The 24,750-nt window shown below is 66.5% G+C and carries 22 protein-coding genes; 16 read left to right on the top strand and 6 right to left on the bottom strand.

Annotation, left to right across the window (positions count from 1 at the left end):
* Window positions 1–80: 80 nt before the first annotated feature.
* Complete coding sequence (locus tag ACLQ7E_RS19735; RefSeq protein WP_411734280.1) at window positions 81–263, top strand: hypothetical protein; 183 nt, start codon at window positions 81–83, stop codon at window positions 261–263.
* Window positions 264–313: 50 nt separating this feature from the next.
* On the opposite strand, the gene ACLQ7E_RS19730 is transcribed toward ACLQ7E_RS19735, so the two are convergent.
* Together ACLQ7E_RS19730 and ACLQ7E_RS19725 are read right to left on the bottom strand one after the other, a co-directional pair.
* Entirely contained in the window at window positions 314–2,062 is a 1,749-nt protein-coding gene (locus tag ACLQ7E_RS19730; RefSeq protein ID WP_411734279.1) for a hypothetical protein, read from the bottom strand.
* Between the two features lie 83 nt (window positions 2,063–2,145).
* Entirely contained in the window at window positions 2,146–2,877 is a 732-nt protein-coding gene (locus tag ACLQ7E_RS19725; protein ID WP_411734278.1) for a M50 family metallopeptidase, read from the bottom strand.
* A 153-nt stretch (window positions 2,878–3,030) separates the two neighbouring features.
* Here ACLQ7E_RS19725 and ACLQ7E_RS19720 point away from each other — a divergent pair, with 153 nt between their 5' ends.
* The 15 genes from ACLQ7E_RS19720 to ACLQ7E_RS19650 all read left to right on the top strand — a co-directional run bounded on the left by ACLQ7E_RS19720 (window position 3,031) and on the right by ACLQ7E_RS19650 (window position 20,422).
* On the top strand, window positions 3,031–3,363 hold the full coding sequence (locus ACLQ7E_RS19720) for a hypothetical protein (protein ID WP_411734277.1): 333 nt from the start codon (window positions 3,031–3,033) through the stop codon (window positions 3,361–3,363).
* Between the two features lie 76 nt (window positions 3,364–3,439).
* Complete coding sequence (locus tag ACLQ7E_RS19715; RefSeq protein ID WP_411734276.1) at window positions 3,440–4,084, top strand: DUF305 domain-containing protein; 645 nt, start codon at window positions 3,440–3,442, stop codon at window positions 4,082–4,084.
* 12 nt (window positions 4,085–4,096) lie between these two features.
* The gene (locus ACLQ7E_RS19710; protein ID WP_411734275.1) at window positions 4,097–4,705 is read left to right on the top strand and encodes a DUF3105 domain-containing protein; all 609 of its coding nucleotides are present in this window, start codon (window positions 4,097–4,099) and stop codon (window positions 4,703–4,705) included.
* 29 nt (window positions 4,706–4,734) lie between these two features.
* On the top strand, window positions 4,735–5,031 hold the full coding sequence (locus ACLQ7E_RS19705; RefSeq protein WP_411734274.1) for a hypothetical protein: 297 nt from the start codon (window positions 4,735–4,737) through the stop codon (window positions 5,029–5,031).
* Between the two features lie 196 nt (window positions 5,032–5,227).
* The gene (locus tag ACLQ7E_RS19700; protein WP_411734273.1) at window positions 5,228–5,911 is read left to right on the top strand and encodes an SGNH/GDSL hydrolase family protein; all 684 of its coding nucleotides are present in this window, start codon (window positions 5,228–5,230) and stop codon (window positions 5,909–5,911) included.
* Between the two features lie 5 nt (window positions 5,912–5,916).
* A complete protein-coding gene (gene glsA, locus ACLQ7E_RS19695) occupies window positions 5,917–7,704 on the top strand; it encodes a glutaminase A (RefSeq protein ID WP_411734272.1) in 1,788 nt (595 codons plus the stop codon).
* A gap of 132 nt (window positions 7,705–7,836) precedes the next feature.
* A complete protein-coding gene (locus ACLQ7E_RS19690) occupies window positions 7,837–8,505 on the top strand; it encodes an alpha/beta family hydrolase (RefSeq protein WP_411734271.1) in 669 nt (222 codons plus the stop codon).
* A 209-nt stretch (window positions 8,506–8,714) separates the two neighbouring features.
* Window positions 8,715–12,179, top strand: coding sequence for a TM0106 family RecB-like putative nuclease (locus ACLQ7E_RS19685; protein ID WP_411734270.1), 3,465 nt, complete (start codon window positions 8,715–8,717; stop codon window positions 12,177–12,179).
* A gap of 85 nt (window positions 12,180–12,264) precedes the next feature.
* Complete coding sequence (locus ACLQ7E_RS19680; RefSeq protein WP_411734269.1) at window positions 12,265–12,519, top strand: hypothetical protein; 255 nt, start codon at window positions 12,265–12,267, stop codon at window positions 12,517–12,519.
* A 48-nt stretch (window positions 12,520–12,567) separates the two neighbouring features.
* Window positions 12,568–13,566 (top strand): aldo/keto reductase, encoded by a 999-nt coding sequence (locus tag ACLQ7E_RS19675; protein WP_411734268.1) that lies wholly within the window; start codon window positions 12,568–12,570, stop codon window positions 13,564–13,566.
* Window positions 13,567–13,902: 336 nt separating this feature from the next.
* On the top strand, window positions 13,903–15,360 hold the full coding sequence (locus tag ACLQ7E_RS19670) for a DUF3375 domain-containing protein (protein ID WP_411734267.1): 1,458 nt from the start codon (window positions 13,903–13,905) through the stop codon (window positions 15,358–15,360).
* On the top strand, window positions 15,357–16,016 hold the full coding sequence (locus tag ACLQ7E_RS19665; protein ID WP_411734266.1) for a DUF4194 domain-containing protein: 660 nt from the start codon (window positions 15,357–15,359) through the stop codon (window positions 16,014–16,016). The genes ACLQ7E_RS19670 and ACLQ7E_RS19665 overlap by 4 nt, the downstream gene beginning before the upstream one ends.
* The gene (locus ACLQ7E_RS19660) at window positions 16,013–19,336 is read left to right on the top strand and encodes an ATP-binding protein (protein WP_411734265.1); all 3,324 of its coding nucleotides are present in this window, start codon (window positions 16,013–16,015) and stop codon (window positions 19,334–19,336) included. Before ACLQ7E_RS19665 ends, ACLQ7E_RS19660 begins: the two co-directional genes overlap by 4 nt.
* Window positions 19,337–19,379: 43 nt before the next feature.
* A complete protein-coding gene (locus tag ACLQ7E_RS19655; RefSeq protein WP_411734264.1) occupies window positions 19,380–19,859 on the top strand; it encodes an RNA polymerase sigma factor in 480 nt (159 codons plus the stop codon).
* Window positions 19,856–20,422, top strand: coding sequence for a methylated-DNA--[protein]-cysteine S-methyltransferase (locus ACLQ7E_RS19650; protein WP_411734263.1), 567 nt, complete (start codon window positions 19,856–19,858; stop codon window positions 20,420–20,422). Before ACLQ7E_RS19655 ends, ACLQ7E_RS19650 begins: the two co-directional genes overlap by 4 nt.
* A 9-nt stretch (window positions 20,423–20,431) precedes the next feature.
* Here ACLQ7E_RS19650 and ACLQ7E_RS19645 read toward each other — a convergent pair whose 3' ends face one another.
* The 4 genes from ACLQ7E_RS19645 to ACLQ7E_RS19630 are packed head-to-tail and all read right to left on the bottom strand — an operon-like array spanning window position 20,432 to window position 24,512.
* A complete protein-coding gene (locus tag ACLQ7E_RS19645) occupies window positions 20,432–21,751 on the bottom strand; it encodes a PP2C family protein-serine/threonine phosphatase (RefSeq protein WP_411734262.1) in 1,320 nt (439 codons plus the stop codon).
* 13 nt (window positions 21,752–21,764) lie between these two features.
* Window positions 21,765–22,196, bottom strand: a complete 432-nt coding sequence (locus tag ACLQ7E_RS19640) for an ATP-binding protein (protein ID WP_411734261.1) — start codon at window positions 22,194–22,196, stop codon at window positions 21,765–21,767.
* A complete protein-coding gene (locus ACLQ7E_RS19635; protein WP_411734260.1) occupies window positions 22,189–22,521 on the bottom strand; it encodes an STAS domain-containing protein in 333 nt (110 codons plus the stop codon). Before ACLQ7E_RS19635 ends, ACLQ7E_RS19640 begins: the two co-directional genes overlap by 8 nt.
* A gap of 56 nt (window positions 22,522–22,577) precedes the next feature.
* Window positions 22,578–24,512 (bottom strand): glycosyltransferase family 2 protein, encoded by a 1,935-nt coding sequence (locus ACLQ7E_RS19630; RefSeq protein WP_411734259.1) that lies wholly within the window; start codon window positions 24,510–24,512, stop codon window positions 22,578–22,580.
* Between the last annotated feature and the right edge of the window lie 238 nt (window positions 24,513–24,750).

Below are 24,750 nucleotides of genomic sequence, written 5' to 3'. Positions count from 1 at the left end.
CGCCCCCAAAGTGTCCCTGCCGTGTTGTTGAATGGACCTATCGATCCAGTCTGAAGGGAGCGGTGACAATGCGTATTGGCATGCCCGCCTATCCAACCCTCATGGAGCTGCGCACCGCCGGGTGGACGCTTGAACAAATAGCCAAGGCCTACGGGGTAAACGAATCCGAGATCCAGCGTGCATTGGCGCTGCATTTCGTCCACGGACACCCCGAGGGCCGGCGCCCTCCGCTGGGTGCCTCGAGTGGCCGGCGGGCACCCTGATCCCCGTTACCGGGCAGGGCTTCGGCCTGTGGCCCCCGCAAGGCCGGGGCTTAGAGGCCAAAGGTGTCATGGGCAACGAGCTCATGGAATTCGATGCGCCCGTCGGGAAGCTTCCAATAGTGCACGCGCCGGGCCGCGGCGACCCCGATCTCCACACTCATGCGCCAACAGGTGGCCCCGTCCGATTCACGGACCATCTGCGGATCATCTCCGCCCGGGCCGGTGCGTTTGGGGTGCACCTCGCGTGCCGCCATCCGGTCCGCCCGGCCGATCAGCAGCTGGACCAGTGCCTTTAGGGTCTTGGCGCGCAATGCCGCACCGTGCGCGTAGAAGGAAACGGCGAACTTCGGGCCGATGATGAAGCCGGGGTTCCACGGGTATGCGGCTTTTTCGTTGGCCGGGACGCGTTGGACCCACTCGAGGTACAGCTCGTGGCGCAATGCCGCGACCTCGTCGGTGAACTTGTCCCGCGCGTCGGAGGGCGCCGCGCCGATTCGCGTGCGGGCCTTCTTGCGGGCGATCCTGTGGTTCTCATTGAGTGCCTCGGACTTGTCCCTCAGCAGGGTGCGAAGTTTGGTGGCCTCGGCGCGGTGGCGGCCCAGCTGCTCCAGGGCAAGTCCCAGGGCGGTGACGGCACTGCTGGCCTCCTGTTGGCGCAGGACCTTCAGCTCGGACCTGAGGGCATCGATCTGCAGCAATGCCTGCCGCAGGGCTTCGCGTTGCTTTTCCGGGGCGGGAATCACCGGCAGGCCCACGGTGGTTCCCCCCGTCGGGGACTCGCCCAGTTCCGGAACGTAGTCCCGGTCCATCACCAGCCACGGGGTTCCGCCGCGCACCAGGAGAGGGGCAACTGCAACCGGCTCGTCGTCGTCGACGTCCACCAGGACGAGCTTGCGCACCCCGGCGGCATTGACCAGGCGGGCGGCAACGACCTGGCCCGGGGCCAGCAGCGAATCGACGTCGTCAAGTTCGTTCGAGGAGACATCCGCGCGGCGCACGGTGATGTTCTCCCCCGGCATCGGGACCAATACGGCGGAGTCGCTACCCGCCTCAAGCACCAGGCAGGGCACGATCTGGTCCCACGCATAGTGTTGCAGCAGGCGAGGGTGCAGCACGGATTCGCGGATGGAGAGCCGTCCCGCATCCGGTTCGTATACCCCTGCCAGCCTGCTGCCGGTTTCCACCATCCACTTCAACGGGGCGTGCGGGTAGATGTCCTCGCTGCGGATCTCGGCGCTCCCGCCGCTGTCCAGGGCGATGGCGGCGGTGAACCCATTGTCCCGGAATCCCGTGACCACCCCGGTCACCAGCAATGCGATGCTTCCGGTTCCCATGGATATGAGCCCCGGGGAGCCCACGGTGCGCACCGGGTCCGCGGCCCGGTGCCCGGGACCCGGAGTCGGGGAGGTGGAGACCACCAGGGTCCGGGGATCGGGCAGGACAAGCACCTCGTCAATGAGCTCGTTGCCGATCCGTGTGATCGAGTCCCCGGCGCGGACCACGTGGGGCCTGCCGGGCTGGACACCCCGCGAGCCAAGCCCGATGGGGTAGACCCTGCCCGCGGTTCCGAACACTTCCCAGCCGACGGGCAGGTTGTCACGCAGTTCGTAGGTCAGCCGGCCGGAAGGAACCTCAATGACCTCGGCCCAGTCCTTGACCTCGTCGAAGATCGCCTGGGCGTCGAATCCGGGTATCTCCGGGCGCATGCCGCGGGTCACCACGATGCTGTGCAGCCGCCGGGGTTGCATGAGGTGAAGGGCGAGTTCTTCTCCGGAGCGCGTCCAGCGGTGGACTCCCATCGGGTTTCCCTCCCTGCCTTGGCACAGCGGCGTTCTCGCGTGCTTCCAAACCTACCGGATGGCTACGACGAATGGGCGGGAATCTAGCGCAGCATCAGCACGATCATCCAGGCCGAAATCAGCACCGCTCCGCCAATCACCACGATGAAGCCCAGGAGCCAGAACCAGGCAGGCAACCAGCTGCGCGTGGCCAGGATGTAGGCATCCGAGGAGGCGACCAGGCCGCGCCGGCGGGTGTGGACCCCAATGACCTTGAAGAGGTCGCGCACCGAACCAACCAAAAGCATCAGGCCCAGTCCAAGCACCACCCATGCAATGGCTCGGGCCGGGGTGAAAACCACCAGCAGCTGTGCGGCCAGCGCGGAGCACAGCGCCACCGCAATGCCCGCCCAGTTGCGCAGGAAAATCAGCGAACCCAGCAGTGCAAGGGCCCCGATGGACAAGGCCGCGGAGGCATGGCCGTAATATGTCGAGGCGACCAGCGCCAGGCCCACCACGGCGGGTGACGGGTATCCCCAGAAGCCACTGAACACCGCGGAAACCCCCGGCTTGCCGCTGCTGACCAACTCGCCCGAATGATCCAGCCGGATCTTCAGTCCGTGGACAAACCGTCCGGTCACCAACGCAGCAAAGGCGTGGCCCAGTTCGTGAACGAAGGTCACGTAAAGACCGAAGATCCGCCAGCTGGCCCGCGGCACGGTCAGCAGCACGCACAGGGCAAGCAGGCCCAGCAGCGGCCACGGCGACAACGTCAACGGGTCGCTCTTGCTGAAGCCGGCCAGCACCGCCTGCCACCACCGATCAATGATTTCCATCCACCCAGCCTATGTCTTGGGCCGTGCACCGATTGCACCGGGCAAGTCGTGGGCAAGGTATCCGAAGCGGTCTCACAGCTAATGCACAACTGGCATTTATATCGTTGATTCCTCAAGTAACAATTTCCACCGGATCCGAAGGGCGGCGTGCGCGTGAAGCAATTCCTTGGGCTGCTGCTCGCCCTGGCTGTGCTGCTTCCCATGTGCATCACCTTCGGATCCGATGCGATCGGATCCGTGTCCCCGATCCACGCGGATGCGACACCGGCGACCGGGACCTCGCACTGCCCGACGGACATGCCCACCCAGCACCACTGCGCACCGAACGCGGATCCGCAGTTGAACATGGCCCAGATTGCGCCGCGCCCCGACGCTTCCGGGGCCTTCGGCGCGCTGCCGGCAACCCTGGGGGCGCGTTCCGGCGTGTCCGACCCACAGCAGGCCCGTGCACCCGATTTGCACGCACTCTCCATTTCCCGAACGTAGAACACGGCTCCTTCTCCCCTGCCGTCCGCGCGCCCGATTTTCGGGTGCACCGCATTCTTCGTTCCAAGGACCCACTATGTCCGAACCCAAAACCTCCCGTGCCCTCGTCATTGCCGTGGTGGCACTCATGCTCGCCATGGCCACCGGCGGCTGGATCCTGGGCTCCGCCAATCCACGCAGCGGCTTCCCCTCCGACGCCTCCCCCGAGGCGGGCTTCGCCCGGGACATGCAAACGCACCACCACCAGGCCGTGCAGCTTTCCATGATCATTCGCGAGCACTCGGCCAACACTGACATCCGGTCGATGGCCTACGACATGGCTTTGACCCAGCAGCAGCAATCGGGCCAGATGTTTGCCTGGCTTGAGACCTGGGGCCTGCCCCAGACAGGTGAGTCCATGACGTGGATGAGTGGTTTGCTCAGCGAGGATGCGTCGCATGCCGGCCACGGAAGCATCGTCCCCGGCGAGCCCCACACCATGGCCTCCATGGGCATGGCCAGCGAGGCCGACATCCAAAAGCTCACCGCCGCGCGCGGCGAAACCGCCGACCGGCAATTCCTGACCCTGATGATCGCCCACCACAAGGGCGGCGTCGACATGGCCGAGGCCTACCTGCAACGCGGAGACAATCCCATGGTTGCCGCGTTCGCCAACAAGATCGTCAAGACCCAACAGGCCGAAATCTCGGCCCTGACCCGGCTGCTTGCACAGCTGAGTTAAAGGACACCCCCCATGAACAAACGCGAAGAAGCCCAACTGATCCTTGCCAAGGCAAAGGCCAAGGAAAAACGCACCAAGATGCTGACCGTGGCCCTGGTCGCCGCGGCCGCCCTGGCCATCGTCGTCCCCACCGCGGTCGTCCTCAGCGGCGCGGCCCAGGAAAAATCGGCCGCCGCCGCGGCCGCCGCGGCCCCCATCGACGGCGTCAAGACCTATGAGGTGGCATCGGCCAACCACGTCACTACGACGGTCACCTACGACCAGATGCCCGGCGTGGGCGGAGACCACAATCCCGTCTGGCTCAATTGCGGGATCTATGATGCCCCGGTGCCGGAAAACAATGCGGTCCACTCCATGGAACACGGCGCCGTGTGGATTTCCTACGACGGCATCAGCGATGCGGAGGTTTCCGCACTGAAGGACACGGTGGGAGAAAAGACCTACCTCATCCTGAGCCCCTTCCCCGGCCAGGACGGGAAGATCAAGCTGACGGCCTGGGGGGAACAGCTCAGCGTCGATTCCGCGGACGACCCCCGCATCAAGACCTTCATCACGAAGTACCGCCAGGGTCCCCAGACCCTCGAACCCGGTGCCCCGTGCACCGGCGGCATCGGCATCTAAGCTAGAAGGAAAAAGGAGAACACCCAACCATGTCATTCCTGCCCTCGGCCATAGCCGGAACCGGACTCATTGGCGGCTTTGCCGTCGCCCGCACCACCAAGAATCGCCCGCTGGGCGGGGCGGTGCTGGCCGCAGCCGGCACCGGCGCCTTCCTGCTGTGGAAGGCCAACGCCGGAACCCCGACAGCCGTGGCCCTGACCGGGCTCTATCTTGCCGCCTTCGGTGCCTCGCACCCACTGGCCAAGAAGATCGGTGCGTGGCCGGCCGTCAATTCCGTCACCGCTGCCGTCGTGCTCACCTCGCTGGTGGCAGGGCGACGCAAGTAACCGCACCGCCACATTTCACCTCAAATCACGGCGGCTTCCCAACGAATTTCCTTTCGGGAAGCCGCCGTCATTTGTTATGACCCCGCGGCAATCGTTGCAGGAACGAGTCCAAATCGCGGACCCGTGCCCACTACGCTTGATGCATGAAAGGGGCAACACCTTGGGAACTCGCAAACCCCTCTTGATATTTACGTGCTTGGCTGTCTTCGTCGGTCTCTTGGGTCTGACCGGCGGGCAGCGTGCCGACGAACCTGTGCCGCAGGCCTTCGCCCTGCCGGCCGGCGGAAACCACAGCACGTTCATGGTGGCCGGGGACTCGATCACCGCCGCCGGAAGCCGCACCGTGGCCGCGGGCCACGTCGGCGAGGCCTCCTGGGTCAACTACGTCAACATGCCGGGAACACCTGCCACCCTGGCCTGGACCGGCGGCTGGGCACTGGGCGGGGCCCAGACCGGGGACATGGCCGCGGCCCTGCGCCCTTCAAGCCCCGACGCGCTGGTCATCCTGGCCGGCACCAATGACCTGGCCCACGGCACCAGCCACACCAGGATCGCGGAGAACCTGGTCAGGATCGCACGCATCGTGCGGGCCCCGATGGTGCTGCTGAGCAGCATCCCGCCACGCGACGACGCGGTGGCTGCCACGGTCGACTACAACGATTTCCTGCGCACGCTGGCCGGCGAGCGCGGGTGGATGTACGTGGACGCCTCGGCCGGGCTGCGCAGCGAGGCCGACACCTTCCTTCCGGGGCTCAGCGACGACGGGGTGCATCCCAATGTGGAAGGCGCGCGGATCCTGGGTGCGGCCATCGGCCAGGCGCTGACCACCAAGCCCATGCAGGCCATCGCGGACACGGCTGGGGTCGAACCTCTAGGCTAGGAACCATGCGTTCCCCCATCGACAGCTACCTCGCTGACCTGTATGCCGACCTGCTGAGCCTCACCTCCGGGACCCCCTACCAGGGCATTCCCGCGATGGCCAACGCCGATCCCTCGAAGTTCGCCATTGCCATGGCCACCGTCGACGGCCACGTGTACCAGGTCGGGGATGCGGAGATGGAATTTACCATCCAATCCATTTCCAAGCCCTTTTCCTACGCGCTGGCGCTGGACGACATCGGGCTGGAGGCGGTGGATGAGAAGATCGACGTGGAACCCAGCGGCGACGCGTTCAACGAGATCTCCCTGGCCCGGGACAGCGGGCGCCCTGCCAACGCCATGATCAACGCCGGGGCCATTGCCACGATCTCGCTGATCCGGGACACCGACGCCCCGCGCTTTGAACGCATCCTGGGACACTTCTCGGCGGCAGCCGGGCGGAAGCTGGAACTGAGCGATTCCATCTACGCCTCGGAGGCGCTCACCGGGCACCGCAACCGCGCGCTGGCCCACCTGTTGCGTTCCTTCGACATCATCGAAACCGATCCGACCCCGGTGCTGGAGGACTACTTCCGCGCCTGCTCGGTCATGGTCAACACCCAGGACCTGGCCATGATGGCCGCGACCCTGGCCAACGGCGGCACCCAGCCGCGCACCGGGGTGCAGGCCATGAGCAAGGAGGCGGTCCAACGCACCCTGTCGGTCATGACCACCTGCGGGATGTACGACGATGCCGGGGCGTGGATTTCCGCCGTGGGGCTGCCTGCCAAGTCGGGGGTCGGCGGCGGGCTGATTGCCGTGCTCCCGGGCCAAATAGGCCTGGCCATCTACTCCCCCGCCCTCGATGCCCACGGTTCCTCGGTGCGCGGGGTCGCCGCCAGCGAGCGCATCAGCGCCGACATGGGGCTGCACTTCGTGCGCGCCGCACGCCTGGGCCGCTCGGTGATCCGCGACCACTACGACATCACCGACGCCCCGTCCTACACCCGCCACAGCGATGCGGCCAACCGGCTGCTGGCCGAGTGCGGCGAGCGGGCGCACATCATAGAGCTGGCCGGGGACCTGCTTTTTGCCGGCACCGAGTCCATGGTGCGCGAGGTCAGCGGGCTGGAACCTTCAGTGGAACTGGTGATCCTGGATTTGCGCCGGGTCGACGAGATCGACCGGATTGCGGTGCAGATGATCCACCAGCTGGGCCGGGAGCTGGAGGCCGAGGGGCGCACCCTGGCGCTGGTGCAGGAAAAGGACTTTGAGCCGCTGGAATCGTTGCGCTGCTTCCCCAGCCGCAACGACGCGGTGGAGTGGGCCGAGACCACGTTGCTGCAGCGCCACGGCAGCGACGACCTGGTGCCCAGCGAGGTCGCGGTCTGTGACTTCGCGGCGCTGGCGCCGCTGGACGCAGCCGACATCGCACTGCTCGAATCCCTGATGGAGGAGAGCCGGATCGAGGACGGGCGGATCATTCGCCGGCCCGGCCAGGAATTCGGCGGCGTGTATTTCATCCTCAGCGGCAAGGTGGTCACCTCGACCCTGCAGAACGGCAAGCCGGTGCGGCACGCGACGCTTTCGGCAGGCATGACCTTTGGCGAGATCGCCCTCGGCGGCGAGGGCGAGCAGACCACCCGGGTCACGTCTGTGGGACGGTTGCACCTGAAGGTGCTTTCCGCTGCGTCGATTGCCAAGCTGGAGGCCGATGACCCGGGGACGGCATTGCGCTTCTGGAAGGCGGTTGCGCGCGATGCCTACACCCGGGTCGAAGCAAACATCAAGGATTCGAACTTCCCGCTGCACTAAGTCCAAGCGCCAGTAGGATGGATCACGCCGGATTGGATTGAGCGCTATTTCAATTCACCGCATGGGCACGCATCCAACCGACCCGCCCGATGGGTTCGGGGCAACTGGCCAACAAGCTCTACGCTTGGATGCATGGGCAAGGAATTGAATGTCCCGTGGGACGACGGAAACCTCACCGCTCTGCTTGATGAAGCGGAGAGTCCAGACGCGTTCCTGATCCTGGCCCACGGCTCCGGTGCCGGCAAAGACCACGACTTCATGTCCGGCTTCGCTCGGGCCGTCGCCCAGAAAGGCATTTCGGTACTGCGCTTCAACTTCCCGTACATGGATGCGGGCAAGAAGTTCCCCGACCGGGGGCCTGTTGCAATCACTGTGTGGAAACGGGTGCGCGAGTGGGTCGGCTCCAATCTGTCCGGCGAACTTGCGGTATTCACTGCAGGCAAGTCATTTGGCGGTCGCGTGGCCGCCATGGCCGCCGCCGAGGGCATGGCCACCCGGTCGCTGATCTTTTTGGGCTACCCGTTGCATCCACCAAAGAAGGAGGACAAGCTACGCGACAAGCACCTCTATCCATTGCAGGTGCCGATGCTCTTCCTCGAAGGCACCCGCGATCCCTTCGCAAATCCGGAAATCATGACCCGTGTGGTCTCCGGACTGAACCAAGACAGCGAACTCGTCTGGTTCGAGGGTGCCGATCACTCCTTCAAGGTTGCCCGCTCCGGTCGCACCGGTTCCGAAGACGGTGCCGGGCTCGCCGAAGCCACCGCAGATTTCATCCGCAGACAGCTGGCTAAGGACTAGTTCAGCAACCACCGCTGAACCACCCCTGTGGTTTTCGGGCTGAGTCTGGTTCCTCTCAGGTGACAACACTCACCCTGCAAATTACCGGGGGCACCCCCAGAAAGCACGGAGACCAGCTGTCGCCGGCGTCCCACCCGTCACCGGAACCGAAATGACGGTGGGTCGGTGCTAGGTTCAAAGACAAGCCAAGGCAAAGGAGCACCCACCTCGTGTTTTTCCTCGATCAGGACCTGATCTATTCCGCATCCGACCTCGTGGTGGCGGCCACCTGCGAGTTCGCCTCGCTGAGCAAGCTCGATGAGCGCCTGGGGCGCAGCGCCAAGGCCGACTTCGGGCCCGACGAGATGCTCGAGCGGACCGCGGTGCTCGGCGACGCCCACGAGCACAGGGTCCTGGAAGAACTGCGCGAGCAATTCGGCGACTACGACCCGTCCACAGGCCGCGGCGTCAAGATGCTCGCCGCCGGGGTCCGCGGGGATCGGGCCTCGCTGGAGCAGGCACACGAGGAAACCCACCAGGCGCTGCTCAAGGGCGCCGACGTGGTGTTCCAGGCGACCTTCTTCGACGGGGAATTCGTCGGTTTTGCCGACTTCCTCGTCCGCGAATCCGACGGCTCCTACGCGGTGTGGGACACCAAGCTGGCCCGCCATGCCCGCGTCACCGCCCTGCTCCAGCTGGCTGCCTACGGCGACCAGCTCATCACCGCCGGGATCCCCGTCGCCGCGAAGACCACATTGGTGCTCGGGGACAAGACACACTCGGTGCACCAGATGCACGAGCTGCTTCCGGTGTTCAAGGACCGCCGGGCCCGCTTCAAGGCCCTGACCTCCGCCCACCGTGCGGGAAGCGACCCTGTCATCTGGGGCCATGACGGCATCGGCGCCTGCGGGCGCTGCGACTACTGCGCCGAACAGGTCTCCGCCCATCGCGATCTGCTGCTGGTAGCCGGCATGAGCACCGCCAAGCGCAGGAAGCTCATGGAAGCCGGAATCACCACCATCGACGAGCTCGCCGCTTCCAACGCCAAGCCCCGCGATGCGCACCACAAGCTCGCCGAGCAGGCCCGCATGCAGGTCGGGCTCGGGGCCAGCGACGGAACCATCGGCGGGGTCGCCTACAAGGTCAGTGCCACCCAAACCATTTCCCGGCTCCCGGAACCCAATGCCGGGGACATCTTCTTCGACTTCGAGGGCGACCCGCTGTGGCAGGATCCCTTTGACGAGTCCTGGGGACTGGAATACCTCTTCGGGGTCATCGAGATCGACAGCCACGAACCGGTGTTCAAGCCGTTCTGGGCCCATTCCCGGGCCGAGGAGCGCAAGGCCTTCACCGACTTCGTGGCCTATGTCGAGGCGCGGCGGGCGATCTTCCCGCAGATGAAGATCTACCACTACGCGCCCTACGAGAAGAGCGCGCTGCGGAACCTGTCGTTGCGACATGTGGTCGCCGAGGACACCATCGACCAATGGTTGCGCGACGGACTGCTGGTGGACCTCTACGACACGGTCCGCCATTCCCTGCTGATCTCCGAGCGCTCCTATTCCATCAAGAAGCTCGAACCGCTCTACATGGGCGAGCACCTGCGCGGCGGGGACGTCAAGGACGCCGGCGCCTCCGTTGTCGCCTACGCCAAATACTGCGAGCAGCTGGACGTCGATGATGCCGAGGCCGGGCGGATCCTGGAATCCATCCGCGACTACAACGAATACGACTGCCTCTCGACGTTGCGGCTGCGCGACTGGCTGATGGGCCTGGTCCCGCACGTACCTCGCACCGAATGGGTGGACGAGGCTGCTTTGCCCGGGGTAGATGACGTCGAGCCCAGCGCGGAGGAAATCGCGCTGCGCGAGTATCTCGAATCCCTGCCGCAGGACCGGGCGCTGTCCAACGACGAGCGGGCCATCGCCATGGTTGCCGCCGCCACCGGCTACCACCGCCGCGAGGCCAAGCAATTCTGGTGGGAGCACTTCGACCGGCTTGATGCGCCCTTCGAGGCCTGGGCGGAGACCCGCAACGTCTTCGTGGTTGACGATGCCCAGGTCGTGGAGGATTGGCACAAGCCCACGGCCCGGGCCCAGGTGGAAACCCGGGTCACTGAACTGACCGGCGCCATGGCCGAGGGGTCGGACTTCCGTGTCGGCAGCTCCTGGTTTGCCATGTATGCCGATCCCCTGCCCCCGGAGCTGGAGCCCAGCAACGCGCAGCGGGCAGGGCTGTTCAATGCGGTGGTGCGGGAGAACGAGGACGGCCTCGTCATTGCCGAGAAATCCAGCAAGAAGGTGGCCCCCTTTGGTACCCTGCCGGTGGCGCTGACCCCCGACCAGCCCATCAACACCACTTCCCTGCGCGAGGCCCTGGCCGAGTTGGCGCGGACCGTTGGCGGCGCCCTGCCCTCCCTGCCCAGGCACCCGGGCATCGACATCCTGCGCAAGGCGGCCCCGCGTTTCAAGACCCTCGATGCCCCGCCGATCCCGGCGCTCATTGATGGGAAGGCCAACATCGTGGGGGCCATCATCGAGGCCCTGAACGACCTGGACCATTCCTACCTTGCCGTCCAGGGTCCCCCGGGCACGGGAAAGACCTTCGTGGCATCCCATGTCATTGCAGCCCTGGTGAAGCAGGGCTGGAAGGTCGGGGTGGTGGCACAATCCCACGCGGTGGTGGACAACGTGCTCACCAAGGCCATCACCGGGGCCGGGGTGCACCCGGAGCAAGTCGCCAAGAAACTGAAAGCCGGGGACAAGACCGAGGTCCCATGGTCGGGCACCACCGACGATGCGGTGGAGGAACTGCTCAACTCGGATCAGGGTGCGCTGATCGGCGGCACCGCCTGGACCATGACAGGCAAGCGCGTCCCCGAGGGTTCCCTCGATCTGCTGGTCATTGACGAGGCCGGTCAGTATTCGCTGGCCAACACGCTGGCTGTCTCCCGGGCAGCAACCCGCCTGCTCTTGCTGGGTGACCCGCAGCAGCTGCCGCAGGTCACCCAGGGGTCCCACCCTCAGCCGGTGGACGAGTCGGCGCTGGGCTGGCTCAGCGCCGGGCACCCCACGCTGCCCGAGGAGCTGGGCTATTTCCTGGCCGATTCGTGGCGCATGCACCCGGATTTGTGCGCCAAGGTCTCCGCGCTGAGCTACGAGTCCAGGCTGCAGTCGGCCTCCGCCGCATCCAAGCGCTCACTCTCCCAGGTCCCCGCCGGAGTGTCCACGGTGCTGGTGGAGCACCGCGGCAACACCACCCAGTCCCTGGAGGAAGCGCACGAGGTCATCCACCAGGTGCGCGCCCACATGGGGCTTTCCTGGGTCGGCGGCGAATCAGAGGCCCCGCGGCCCCTGCTGGCCGAGGACATCCTGGTGGTCGCCGCCTACAACGCGCAGGTAAACCTGCTGCGCGCCGAGCTCGACGAGGCAGGCCTGGAGGACGTCAAGGTCGGCACGGTGGACAAGTTCCAGGGCCAGGAGGCCCCGGTGGTCATCGTCTCCATGGCGTGCTCCTCGGCGGACGACGCGGCCCGCGGCATTGACTTCCTGCTGAACCGCAACCGGATCAACGTTGCCGTCTCGCGCGGGCAATGGCGCGCCGTCATCGTCCGCTCCCCCGCGCTCACGCACTTCCTGCCCGGCACCCCTGCGGCATTCGCGCAGCTCGGGGCGTTCCTGGCCCTGGGGTCCTGAGCCGGCCGGCTGACCAACCCGGCGGCGCCCCCAGGGATTCATGTCCGGTTCGCCGGCGCGACACGTCCGTTGGAGAAGATTGGGCATGAGCATTTCACATGCACCGCTGGACAGCCGCATCTTCGCCACCCAGCCTGTCGCCATGCGCGCCCTGGCCGTCGAACTGCGGCGCAACCCCCGCGCGTCCGCGGCCACGTGCTCCCCATTGGCATCCACCCGCCTCGGAGCGCATTCGTTGGTTCCGGGCAAACGCCGCCAGGACGGTGCCCTTCACCTGGATATTGCCGCGGGAACGACCAGCGTCGAAGCGAGCAACTGCCCGACGACCATTACGAAGTGATGCGCGGTGATGGCCGAGCGCGCCACACCGCATGCTAGAAATGAACCCATGACAACGCGTGTACTTGCAGGCAAGAACGTCAATCCCCTGGGCTTCGGGGCCATGAACATCGCCCATGGCTACTCGGATTTCCCCACCGACCAGGAGGCCGGGCGGCTGCTGCACGCGGTGCTCGATGCCGGGGTCGACCACCTTGACACAGCAACCCTGTACGGCGGGCACCGCAGCGAAAACCTGATTGGGCAGCACCTGAAACAGCGCCGCGGCGAGTACCTGCTGGCATCCAAGGGCGGGCTCGCGCTGGTTGATGGCCGCGGGCAGATCGACGGGCGCCCCGAAACCCTCCGGGCCCAGGTCGATGCCTCGCTGCAGCGCCTGCAAACCGAGCGCATCGACCTGTACTACCTGCACCGCCTCGACCCGGAGGTCCCGGTCCAGGACTCGGTGGGAGCCCTGGCCGACGCCGTGGCGCAAGGGAAGATCGGCGGCATCGGCCTGTCCGAGGTCTCGGTTTCCACGCTGCGCGCCGCCCACGAGGTCCATCCGATCGCCGCGGTGCAAAACGAATACTCGTTGGCCACCCGCAACCCCGAGCTGGGCATGGTGGAGGCCTGCGCCGAACTGGGAACCGCATTCGTGGCCTTCTCGCCGCTATCCCGGGGCTACCTGTCGGGCAGCCTGCGTGGCATCGACTCGCTGTCGGAAGGCGACATGCGGCATCACATGCCGCGCTTCAGCGAGGAATACTATCCACACAACCTCGAGCTGGTCGACAGCCTCGCGCAGCTGGCCACACGCCTGGGGACCACTGCCGCGGCGCTCTCGCTGGCCTGGGTGCTGGCGCAGGGGGACCACGTCCATGCCATCCCTGGAACCAAGAACCCCGGCCACTTCGCCGAGAACCTCGGCGCTCTACAGCTCGCGCTTTCCCCGGCCGAGCTGGCGGAGGCCGGCGAGATCATCAACCAGTCCACGATTGCCGGGGCGCGCTACAACGTCCACCAGCAAAAGACCATCGACAGCGAGGAATTCCAGGCCGCAAACTAGGCCCGGTCAACTACTTCGATTTGGCCGATCCGGGTCGATGACATCCTGGGGCCGGCCCGATGGAGGTCGGGTCGTATTGGCTCGGGGGAATATGGGGCGGCGGGACGCACCCGGAGAAGACCAGTCCCGAGGCCGCCAGCAGTGCGACGGCGGCTGCCGGTCGGATACGTGGTTTCATCGCTGTCCCCTCCCAAATATCCCGGGCCTGCAGGAAAATCCATCCCTCGGCCCGGTCACCGGTGTGGTTCAACCGACCTTACCGGGCTGGGGGTGGCCCCTAAATCGGCGCGCCGATGGACTAGGATTGTTTGGTCAATCCCCAGCAAAAGGACCGTGATGCGACCTACCCACCAGGCGAGCCCGCTGTGGAGTCAGACGCAACAATTCAGGTCGTCCGCCGCCTGGAAATTGCTCTCCACCGCGCCCTGGGCCGTGGCCTTCCTGCGCGCCGAATTCACCAGCGCCAAGCCCCGCGTGGGGCTGGAGGTCTTCCACGCCTCCCTCGAATCCTTCCTCAAGGTCGTGCGCTCCGAGGACCCGGGTTTCAACGACTCGATGGGCGCCGCCCAATACGCGGACACCTGGGTGCGCAGCCAGTTCCTGGCCCGCCCGCTGGTCGACGGGCACTTCGTCTACGAACCCACCGCGCAAACCGCCCGGGTGCTGAAGTTCCTCTCCGATTTCTCCGGGGACCGGACCAACCTGAACTCCTCGCGGCTGAACACCCTGCTGACCTCTCTCGAATCTCTGGCCCACGAGACGGATCCCGACCCGGCAGCACGCATCCGCGCCTTGGAGGCGGAGATCGCCCAGCGCCAGGAAAAGATCGCTTCCCTGCGCGACGGGACCTCCCCGGCGGTGCTGCCGCGCGAGGGCGCGCTTGCCGCCACCCGCTCGGTGCTCGACATGGCCTCCGGGTTGCCTGCCGACTTCAAGCGCATGCGCGACGGGGTCCAGGAAATGCTCCACGCCCTGCGCGGGGAAATCATGGAATCCTCCTCCGTCAAGGGCGTCGCGGTCGGCGCGGTGCTGGAGGGCGACAAGCAGCTGCGCAGCACCCCGCAGGGCGAAACCTTCCGCGGCTTCACCGAGTTCCTGAACTCCCCCGAAGCCCAGGCACGCTTCCGCGAGGCCGTCAATGAGGTCCTCGAGCGCGACTTCGTGGACGCACTGGACGCCCAGGAACGCCATACGCTGGCCAACCTGCTGCGAGAATTGCGCCGCCAGGCCACCGAGGTCCACCAGTCCTACGGACGGCTCTCCGAATCGCTTCACGCCTACGTGCAATCGGCCGAGTTCAAGGAAGCCGCCATCCTGCGCGAGGCGGTGCGGGCTGCGGAAGTCGCCGTGTCTTCCTCCCGCGCCCTGCATTCGCGCACGCCGGTGGCCCCAATCAGGCTCTATGCCCCGCGCTTCACCTCGATTGCGGCCCTGGGCATCTACGACCCCGACGAACATGTCGCCCCTCCGAAGCTGGCAGCCCCGCCGCCGCTGTCGATCGCCGACATCCGCCGCACCCCCTCCACCCCGGGCCCCAACATCCCGGCGCTGAAGAACGCGATCGCCGCTTCCCGCCTCAAGTCCGGCGGATCCGCGGGCCTGCGCGAAACCTACAACAGCCTCGGCGACGAACACCGGCACCTGAACACCATCAGGTACCTCATCGAAACGGCCCGCAACGGCGGGGACCACATCGACGAGTCCACCCTCGAGGAAATCAGCTTCACCCAGGTCGACGGCGCCACCCGCACAGCGTTGGTGCCGGCCATGAGCTTCACGAAGGATCCCGCATGAGCAGTTCACTTCCCACCGGCGCCGTCGACGAACGCCGCCTCTTTGAGGGCGACACCGGCTCCTTCGAACTGCCGCTGCGCCAGCTGCTGGTGCGCCTGCTGCGCGGCCCCTACTTGGACGGGGTCGCCGAGCCGCGGCTCTGGCAACTGGTGCTGGACCGGCGGGCCGACATCGCCGCCTATGTCGCCGAGATCTTCCTGGTGCTCGAGGTCGATGCCGGCCGCAAGATTGCTTTGCTCAGCCCGGTGGACCTGGAGGCCGCGCACACCACCGCGATCGCCCCGCGCCGCGCCCTGAAACGCGAGGAAACCCTGCTGGCCCTGCGCCTGCGGCTGCTGCTCGAACGCCATGCCGGCTCGGGCACCGACGCTGTCATCACCCGGGAAGCCGCGCGGGAAATCCTGCTGGAGCACCGCTCCCCCGGAGACACCGATGACAAGAAGCTCGAAGAGAACACCGATGCAGCACTCACCAGGCTGCTGAACCTCAAACTCATCCTGCCCACGGAGCTGAGCGACGAGTACAAGGTCTCAGGCGCCCTTGCGTTGGCATTGCCCTTCGCCACGATCGAGGAAATCCCCGAGTACATCAAGGCCATTGAGCGTGTGGGCACCGAAGACACCGAAGAATTCGAGCTGGAGACAGAAGAGCTATGAGCATCGAAATGACCCTCCCGCTCTCCGACGCGATCAATCCCGGCCAGCACCGGTTGACCCAGATCCAGGTCATCAACTGGGGAACCTTCCACGGCCGGCACACCCTCTACGTGGACCGGGCGGGAACCCTGCTCACCGGACACCCCGGCGTGGGCAAGTCAACCCTGTTCGACGGCATCGGGCACATCTTCCATGCCGCCCCGCGGCTGAACGAGTCCGCGCACGAGGCCTCCACCCGCAAGGACCGCCGCACCACCTACTCCTACATGCGCGGGCGCCGCTTCAAGACCGAGGCCGGGACGCTGTACCAGCGCCCGGGCGCCACGTGGAGCGCCTTGGCCCTGGTGTACGAGGACGGGCTGGGCTCGAATGTCTGCATCGGCGCGATCTTCGACCTGCCCGCCAACGGCCTGGAGGGCCAGGTCGGCAAGCACTATGTCATGGGAGACCGGGTACTGGACACCGCGGCCCTGGAGGAGCACGGGGCACGCCGCTTCACCCCCTCCTCGCTGCAGAAGTCGCTGCCCGGCTTCGAGGCCTTTGACGTGCACCGCTCCTTCGCCGAGAAGTTCCGCCGCCGCCTGGGCATCGATAATGACAAGGCGTTCTCCCTGCTGCGCACCCTGCAGAACGGCAAGGGCCTGGACAAGGGCGTGAACCAGTTCTTCCGCTACGAAGTGCTGGAAATCCCCGCGACAATGAAGGCCGCCAGCGGCGCCATTGAGGATTTCTCCCACCTGCGCGGCATCCACCGCCAGCTGGAGGAGGCCCGCGCCCAGCGCGACGCGCTGGCTTCGGTGCCCGAGCAGAAGCGGCGCCACGATGAGCTCACTGCAGAACTCTCCACGCTCAACTCCTTGGTCACCGGCCAGCTTCCTGCATTCGGCGCCCAATTGGCCACGCGGGCACTGCGGGGCGAGACCGCCATGCTCACCGCCGCGGTCGAGGCCAACGCGGCACTGATCGAGGAAAGCGGCGTCCGCAAGGGCACGCTGGAAACCAAGGTGGCTTCGCTCACCGAGCAGCACGAGGCCGGCGGCGGCGCCGGACTGGCGGTGCTGGAGCGCGAAGCCGATGCCGCCCGCAAGAACCTGGCCGACCGCGAGGAGGTGCTGCGCACGCTGCGGGAGAACTTTGAGGCAGTGGGACTGAACTTCACGTTCACCGCCTCGGGACTGCAGGCCATGCGCCGGCAGGCTGCGGTCAGTGCCGAAAACCTTGCCTCGATTGCCAAGGACGCGCGCACCATGGAATACGAGGCCATGGCCTCCGTGATGAACCTGAAGGACCGGGCCAACAAGCTCCGGCTCCAGATCGATTCCTACGCCAAGCGCGGCTCCAACATCGATGACAGGTCCATTGCCGCCCGCCGCGCCATCGCTGCGTCCACGAAGCTGGACATCGAGGACCTGCCCTTCGCCGGCGAGCTGATCGATCTCTCCCCTTCCCACGGCCAGTGGCGGCCCTCTGCCGAAAAGGCCCTGCGTTCCTTGGCCACCACCCTGCTGGTGCGCGGAGAGGACATCAAGTCCGTCACCCGCGCCATCGATTCGCTCTCCGGGCTGGGCCGGATCCGCTGGATGGATATTTCCAAGACCCCGCGCGAGGTCGTCGCCGGTCCCGGGGACCTGGTGGGCAAGCTTGACTTCAAGCATTCTCCGGCCGGCACCTGGCTGCGCGCCAAGATCGCCGCCGACTACCCGCTGGCCTGCGTCGAATCCGACGCCGGGTTGCACGTGCACGACAAGGCCATTTCCCTGGCCGGAACCATCAAGACCGGTTCGGGGACCTTCGAGCGCGATACCCGCCCGGTGGCGGCTTCCGACTACCTGCTCGGCTTCACCAACGCGGAGAAGATCTCCGAGCTCGAGACCAAGTTGGCGAAGCTCGAGGCCGAAACCACCCGCGCCGCGTCGGTGGCCGATGACCGCTCCGCTGCCAAGGACCAGTTGGCGGCCAAGCTGGCGCTGCTGGGAACCCTTGCCAGCGACGACCGCAGCTTCGCTTCCCTGGATGCCTCAGGGGCGTTGAATATCCTGCAGGATCTCGAGGCGCGCATGGCCGAGGCGCTGTCCCAGTCCGGGGACCTCTCGCACGTGCGCCGTTCCCTCGAGGCGGCACGTGCCGAGCTCGAGGAATGCGTGGGCACCCTGGCCGTGGCCCGCGCCGAGGCCACCACGCTGTCCGCGGCGCTTCAGAAGGCACAGACGGCGCTGCGTGCTGCCGCTGTGCGCGACACGGCGACAGAGGACTGGGCCGCCGAAAAGCTGGCCGCCAGCGAACAGCTGGCACCGCTGGTCAAGCGCCTGGACGAGGGTGCCCCGGTGGGCACCTCCGAGTTGGAAGCCGCGCTGAACGCGCTGGCCCTGTCCCTGTCCGAGTCCGGGGCGGAGCTCAAGCGCGAGGCCTACACGCTGGAGGCCTCGCTGAAGGACACCTTCCGGGCCTTTGCCCGGGAGTTCGGCAATTCCGCCGCAGTATCCTTTGGCACCTCGGTGGAGGCCGCCGAGCACTATGTCGCCCTGCACCAGGGCATCATCGAGCAGGGGCTGCCGCAGCACGAAGAGGAGTTCCGCGAGTACTTCTCCAACCGCTCCTACGAGCGCTTCTCGGACCTGTTGCAGTTGCTGGAAGAGGAACGCCGGTCGATTGCCGAGCGCATCTCACCGCTGAACCAGATCCTCGCCGATGTCACCTTCGAGCACGGGTCCAAGCTGGCCCTCGAGGTCGCCACGACGGTCCCCGACGAGGCGCGGGCCTTCCGCCAGGCGCTGAAGGAGGCCCTGGCCGGTGCGTATTCCTCGCGCGGTGCCGGCACGCTGAGCGAAAGCTACAAGGCGCTCGAGGCGTTGGTGGATGCGCTGGATGATTCCTCGCGCGCCGCCTGGCGCGACACCGTGCTGGACGTGCGCCAGCACGTGACCATCAGCTGCAACGAGCACAAGCCCAACGGGGAAGTCGAGACCGGGCTGGAGCCCGGCACGCTTTCGGGCGGCGAGGGCCAGCGGTTCACCTCCTTCATCATGGGCGCCGCCCTGGCATACCAGCTGGGCTTCGCCACCGCCGGGTTCACCGCCTACGGCACCGTGATGATCGATGAGGCCTTCATCCAGGCGAACTCCGAATATGCAGCGGCGGGCATCAACGCGCTGCAGGAATTCGGGTTCCAGCTGCTGCTGGCCGCACCGGAGGACAAGATCGATTTGTCCCGGCACCTGGGTTCGGTCTGCGACATCATCAAACACCCCGAATCGAACGTCTCCGGGTTCGTGGCCTCGGGCCGCTCCCCGGCCGTGGCCACGAGCATCATTTTGCGATAGCACCTCACAAAATGGTCAGGCGACACGTTTACAAGGTGTGGAGATGACAACGAACCCCGCCTTCGAATTGGTGGTGCGCAGGCACGGCACCTCTGTGCTGCGCATGTGCACCGCCCTGCTGGGACCGGGACCCGATGCGCAGGATGCCTGGAGCGAAACGTTCCTGGCTGCCCTGCGCGCCTACCCGTCACTGCCCAACGGTGCCAACCTCCAGGCGTGGCTCATCACCATCGCCAGGCACAAGGCCATCGACATCCTGCGGGCCAACCACCCCGTGCCCACCGAGCATTTCCCGGAAACCGTGGTGCCGCCCGAGGGCCTGGGGCAGCTGGAGCTGCTCGAATCCCTGGGCTCGCTGAGCGAGCTGCAACGCAAGGTGATCGGCTACCACTACCTGCTCGGGTTCCCCTACGCGGACATCCCGGCATTTCTGGGCGGCAGCGCCGCCTCCCTGCGCAGGGCCGCCGCGGACGGCATCAAGGCCCTGCGCAAACTTCACACCGATGCGGAGGAAACACCATGAGCGAACTGGAAATGCTAAAGAAGAACCTGGCCGAGCGCGCCGCCGCCGAGGGACTGCTGGATGTCTCCTACCGGTTGGTGGACTCCCCGCTGGGACAGTTGCTGCTCGCGGCCACCGAACAGGGCATGGTGCGCGTCGCCTTCGCCCGCGAGGGCTTCGACACGGTCCTGGATTCCCTGGCCGCCAAGGTCGGGGTGCGGATCCTCGAGCGCCGCGCCCCGCTGGATGCGGCGGCGCGGCAGCTGGAGGAGTACTTCGCCCACCTGCGCTCCGGGTTCGAGCTGCGGCTGGACCACCGGCTCAGCAGCGGATACCGGCTGGAAGTGCAGCTTGCGCTTCCCTCGATCGCATATGGGCACACCGTCAGCTACAAGGAACTGGCCCTGGCCACGGGCCGTCCGGCGGCGGTGCGTGCGGTGGGAACGGCGTGCGCCACCAACCCGCTGCCGATTGTGGTCCCCTGCCACCGGGTGCTGCGCAGCGACGGGGGCCTCGGCGGATACCTCGGCGGGATGGATGCCAAGCGGGTCCTGCTTGATCTCGAGCAGGACCCGCTTGGCTAGTCGGTTTTGCTAGGCGCCGGTCACCGATGACATGGCCCGTGTGCCGGAGTCGTGGTAGCCGGCATGGGCGGTGTTCAGCTCGGAGCGGCGCACGGCCAGGACCGTGACGTCGTCCGGATTGCTGCCTCCGGATGCCAGCCGCTTGACGGCGTCCACGATGCCCTGGGCCGAGTCGGCGTTGCATGCCAGCTTGGCGACCTCGGCAACGGCGGCCAGCGTGCCGTCGTAGAGATCCAGCACCCCGTCGCTGATGCTCACGATCATGTCCCCCGGGGCGAGGGTGATCTCCCGGGACGTCCACGTTGCATCGGGCATCAACCCGACGGGCATTTCGCGCGAAGACAATCGCTCCCAGGTCCCGTTGGCGCGGACCAGCAGGCTCAGTCCGTGTCCCGCATCGGAGAAGACGACCCTGCCGTCCGCCGCGCGGAGCCTGGCGTGGAAGAGGGTGGCGAACGCCGCCGCCTGGCTCAGCTCGGTGGCCAGGCAGTCTGAAGTCAGCATCAGTGCCTTCACCGGATCCTCGCTGTTGCGCGAGCTGCGGATGACTGCACGGGTGGTTGCGGCAATCATGCCGGCTCCGGCACCCTTGCCCATGACGTCCCCCAGGGTGAAGCCGAGGCCACCATCGATGGCATACCAGTCGAAGAAGTCCCCGCCGACGGCCTTCGAGGGGATACAAGCACCGGCGGTTTCATAACCGGCCAAGAGTGCCGCCTCCTTGGGCAGGAGGAACTTCTGGATTTGCGCGGCCCGGCTTAGTTCCTCCGAGGCCGCGGTGGCCTCTTGGCGGGCGGTGCCCAAATGCAGGCGGGCCCGTGCTGCCAGCTCGTTGATCACGGCAGCGCCGATGGCAAAGACCATGGCGTTGAAGAGGCCGCGTGCCAGCTCGTTGGGATTGTTGTCGGGTTTGGCTCCGAGGATAAAGGGCACAAGGACCGTCAATATGGTTCCGAGGACGGCGTAGACCACGTAGCGGCGTCCGGGCCTGGCGGCGAACCAGAGCATCGGCAGCAGCAGGATGGCGGCAAAAATGGAGTGCGACTCCCCGGTGCCATGGCGCAGCAGGCCTACGGCGATGAAGTCCAGCGCGGGCACGATGGTGGCCAAGCGCAACAGCGCCGGGCGGCCGAAGATCCCCGCCAGCACGGTAGTTACGGCAACCAGGACCAGCCCTGCGAGGAGGGAGAGAGCGTTGCTGATTTCCACCGTCGGGACCAAGGCGGCCATGAGCGCAGCGGCGAGGAACAGCGCCGCAAACGTTAATTGCTTGCGCAGCGGCGAAAGCTCATCGAGCCCCGTCAGGATGCGTGCGGGTCCGGGGGTCATGGAAAATCTCTCCTCATGGGTGCGGTGTCGAATCCCTGGAAAGGACCCAGGTGTTGGTGCCGTCTTGTCGGGCGAAGGTGACGGTGGTGACCAGGGCGCGGATCAGGGCCAGGCCGCGCCCCGACTCCGCTTCCGGCCCGGGCATCCCCCGGGCCTCGGTATCCAGCTGGGGGTCGGTGGCGCCGAAGGCGCTGATCTCCGCCCGCAGGCTTTGGGTCCTGACGCTGATCTCCACGCCCAGGTCCACGGGCGTCGGGAACTCCGGCAGGGCGTGCAGGACGACGTTCGAGGCGGCCTCGATCACCGCGGTGGCAAAGGTCATGCGGTCCACATCCGGGATGAAGGGTGCATCGGCCCACAGCTCGTCGAGCAGGACATGGACAGCTTCGATGGACGCGGGGACGGCCTGGTCACGGAAGCTGCGGAGGGCAATCGGCTCATTCATTCCCGAAAGCCTCCTCGGCAGAGGCGTACGAGGTCAGCACCCGGTCCATGCTGGTCAGTTCCAGGACCATCTGCACCTGGGGCTGGACGGCCGCGATGCGCAGGTCCCCGCCCGCCTGCCGGGCCGTCTTCAGGCATCCGATGAGCGCACCGAGTCCGGAGGAATCCATGAAGGTGGTCTGGGCCAGGTTGACGACGATGCGGTTCGAGCCGGAGGCCACGACCTCGCCCACGTAGGACCTGAGGTTGGGTGCGGAGACCATGTTCAGCCTGCCGGAGGCCAGCACCTCCGTGTAAGACCCGTTGGCCTTGTGACTAAGCTCCATCGAGGTTCCTTTCAGTTTTCAACCGGGGATTCCGGCGACGCGTTCTTGGGATCGGACTAATTCTCGCCGGGCGAATAGCCCCGGTATCGCACGGCCTTGTACAGGACACTGAGCACAAGCAGGTCGAAAACGACCCAGGCGACGTTGACAAGCGTACCGACCGGTTCGGCCAAACCCGTGGCAAGGCGCACGATTCCGACAACGGCGGCAAGCGCCAGGAGAACGGCCACCGTGATCTGCGGCCGGATCAGGCTCCAGCGGGGCCCGTCTTCCTGGCGGGCCTTCGGGGTGACCGCGAACGAGAGGGGACGACCGAACCAGACGTTTCGTGCGGCAGTGGTGCAGGCCTTGATCCACGTCGGGAACAGCGCCAGGCTGTATTGCTGGCCCCGCCACGTGGGGATGCCATGTCCGGCGACGGCAAAGAGCAGTTGGTTCACGACCATGAATGGAATGAATCGGATGAAGAAATCGGTGCTGAGGCTGGCCACCGGCAGGATGCCCAGCAGCAGGTAGATGATGGGCGCGGCGAAGTAGATGATCGCGGCGAAACCGCTGAGGTAGCTCCACATCGTGGCGAAGTACATCAGCCGCTGGCCCCACTTCAGGCCGCGCTGGGTCAGCGGATTTTCCCGCAGCAGCACCTGCATGGTCCCTTGGGCCCAGCGCAGGCGCTGGGTCATCATGGTGCCGATGTCTTCGGGGGCGAGGCCGTAGGCGAGGATCTCATGGTGGTAGACGCTCTGCCAGCCGCGGGCATGCATCCGCATGGCGGTGGCCATGTCCTCGGTCACGGAGATCGTGGCCAGCGGCATGAGCGGCTGTGCCTCGCCGACGCGCTCCACCGACAGGGCGTCGAGGACGGTCTGGACCGATTCCATGGCGCCCAACGGGGACCATTCCCGCTCCGAAAGCCGCTGTACGGCTTCGTCGGTGATTACCCTTACCCCGGCGTCCCCCACGACCGCCAGGTCCATGGCCGCGATCTCCTCCAGGTCCGCCTGCAGCGCCCGCACATCGGCCTGCACCAGGGTGCGGACCGCAGTGTCCACTTTGCGTTGGACCTCGTAGGTGATTTCGCTCAGCGACCGCCCGGACTCCAGCTGACTGACGGCATGCCGGATGGCGGCCTGAACCTCGTCCAGCATCGCACCGACCAAAGGCGAGTCGGCATCCGCGGCTTTCCGGGCCTGACGGATCGCCTTCCTGGAGGCTCCCAGGGCCCGGCGGATGCTCTTTTCGGTCTCCTGCACGTAGCCGAGCAGGCCCAGTTCCATGAGCGCCTCGCGGCGCAGCACGGCGTTCGAGCCGCAGAAGAAGGCGGCGTTCCAGCCGTCCTTGCCCTGCTGGATGGGCCCGTAGAAGAGCGGCGCCTGGCTGCCCAACGGATCGTCGTCGGGGACGTTGGTGAAGTATTGGGGGGTCTGGACCAGCGCGACCTTGCGGTTGTTGAAGTAGCCCAGCGTCTTTTCCAGGATGTCCGGTTCAGGGACCTGGTCGGCGTCCAGGATCAGCAGAAATTCGCCCGCGGTGACCATCAAGGCGTTGTTCAGGTTGCCGGCCTTGGCGTGCCGCGGCATGTTTTCCCAGTCCTCGCCGCGGGTGACGTACCCCAGTCCGTGTTCCGCCGCCAGCTTCCGCAGTTGATCCCGGTCTCCGTCGTCAAGGATCCAGGTGCTGTGCGGATGCCGGATGCGTTGGGCGGCCAACGCGGTGTTCATGACCAGCTCCAACGGTTCGTTGTAGCTGGTGATGAAAACGTCCACCGTCGCGTCCGCGGGCGGCGGCGGTGCGCCCCTCCGCTCCTTCATGCGCCACACTGTCATGCCGAACAGGGCGACGTCGATCAGGCTGTAGGTCTCGGCGGCAACCAGGGGAACGGCGATCCACCAGGCGTCCCAGTTCAGCGAGAAGGCCCAGCGCCAGGCCACATAGTTCACGCCCAGGATCAGCGTGAGGACCACCGTCAGCCTCGTCCAGAACCGTGCCATACCCAGCCTTCCAGCTGCTCCATCCGTGCGCGCGTGCCGGCGACCATGCCGGGAAGCGCCGGGCTTGCGAATCAAACCGAACATATCACGGTTGACCAGCGGCAAGGCGCCGGCTCCGGGCCGGGAGGTGCCGCGCAACGCGCAAGGTCCCCCCCAATTGCGGGGGGGCCCGTTCGCGGGCGCGGCCTGTTTAGGTTATAGCAGGGCCGCCCCAGCACCGGGGCAAGCCAGGCCCCCC

This window comes from Paeniglutamicibacter sp. (assembly GCF_046714615.1).
In the GTDB taxonomy this organism is placed as follows: Bacteria; Actinomycetota; Actinomycetes; order Actinomycetales; family Micrococcaceae; genus Paeniglutamicibacter.
The sequence above is the reverse complement of the archived record's forward strand: the minus strand, read 5'-3'. Positions and strand labels throughout refer to the sequence as shown.

Coding starts and splice junctions, on each gene's coding strand:
- ACLQ7E_RS19735 (WP_411734280.1), top strand. CDS start 81: ATGCCCGCCTATCCAACCCTCATGGAGCTGCGCACCGCCGGGTGGACG.
- ACLQ7E_RS19730 (WP_411734279.1), bottom strand. CDS start 2,062: ATGGGAGTCCACCGCTGGACGCGCTCCGGAGAAGAACTCGCCCTTCAC.
- ACLQ7E_RS19725 (WP_411734278.1), bottom strand. CDS start 2,877: ATGGAAATCATTGATCGGTGGTGGCAGGCGGTGCTGGCCGGCTTCAGC.
- ACLQ7E_RS19715 (WP_411734276.1), top strand. CDS start 3,440: ATGTCCGAACCCAAAACCTCCCGTGCCCTCGTCATTGCCGTGGTGGCA.
- ACLQ7E_RS19710 (WP_411734275.1), top strand. CDS start 4,097: ATGAACAAACGCGAAGAAGCCCAACTGATCCTTGCCAAGGCAAAGGCC.
- ACLQ7E_RS19705 (WP_411734274.1), top strand. CDS start 4,735: ATGTCATTCCTGCCCTCGGCCATAGCCGGAACCGGACTCATTGGCGGC.
- glsA (WP_411734272.1), top strand. CDS start 5,917: ATGCGTTCCCCCATCGACAGCTACCTCGCTGACCTGTATGCCGACCTG.
- ACLQ7E_RS19690 (WP_411734271.1), top strand. CDS start 7,837: ATGGGCAAGGAATTGAATGTCCCGTGGGACGACGGAAACCTCACCGCT.
- ACLQ7E_RS19680 (WP_411734269.1), top strand. CDS start 12,265: ATGAGCATTTCACATGCACCGCTGGACAGCCGCATCTTCGCCACCCAG.
- ACLQ7E_RS19675 (WP_411734268.1), top strand. CDS start 12,568: ATGACAACGCGTGTACTTGCAGGCAAGAACGTCAATCCCCTGGGCTTC.
- ACLQ7E_RS19670 (WP_411734267.1), top strand. CDS start 13,903: ATGCGACCTACCCACCAGGCGAGCCCGCTGTGGAGTCAGACGCAACAA.
- ACLQ7E_RS19665 (WP_411734266.1), top strand. CDS start 15,357: ATGAGCAGTTCACTTCCCACCGGCGCCGTCGACGAACGCCGCCTCTTT.
- ACLQ7E_RS19660 (WP_411734265.1), top strand. CDS start 16,013: ATGAGCATCGAAATGACCCTCCCGCTCTCCGACGCGATCAATCCCGGC.
- ACLQ7E_RS19655 (WP_411734264.1), top strand. CDS start 19,380: ATGACAACGAACCCCGCCTTCGAATTGGTGGTGCGCAGGCACGGCACC.
- ACLQ7E_RS19650 (WP_411734263.1), top strand. CDS start 19,856: ATGAGCGAACTGGAAATGCTAAAGAAGAACCTGGCCGAGCGCGCCGCC.
- ACLQ7E_RS19645 (WP_411734262.1), bottom strand. CDS start 21,751: ATGACCCCCGGACCCGCACGCATCCTGACGGGGCTCGATGAGCTTTCG.
- ACLQ7E_RS19640 (WP_411734261.1), bottom strand. CDS start 22,196: ATGAATGAGCCGATTGCCCTCCGCAGCTTCCGTGACCAGGCCGTCCCC.
- ACLQ7E_RS19635 (WP_411734260.1), bottom strand. CDS start 22,521: ATGGAGCTTAGTCACAAGGCCAACGGGTCTTACACGGAGGTGCTGGCC.
- ACLQ7E_RS19630 (WP_411734259.1), bottom strand. CDS start 24,512: ATGGCACGGTTCTGGACGAGGCTGACGGTGGTCCTCACGCTGATCCTG.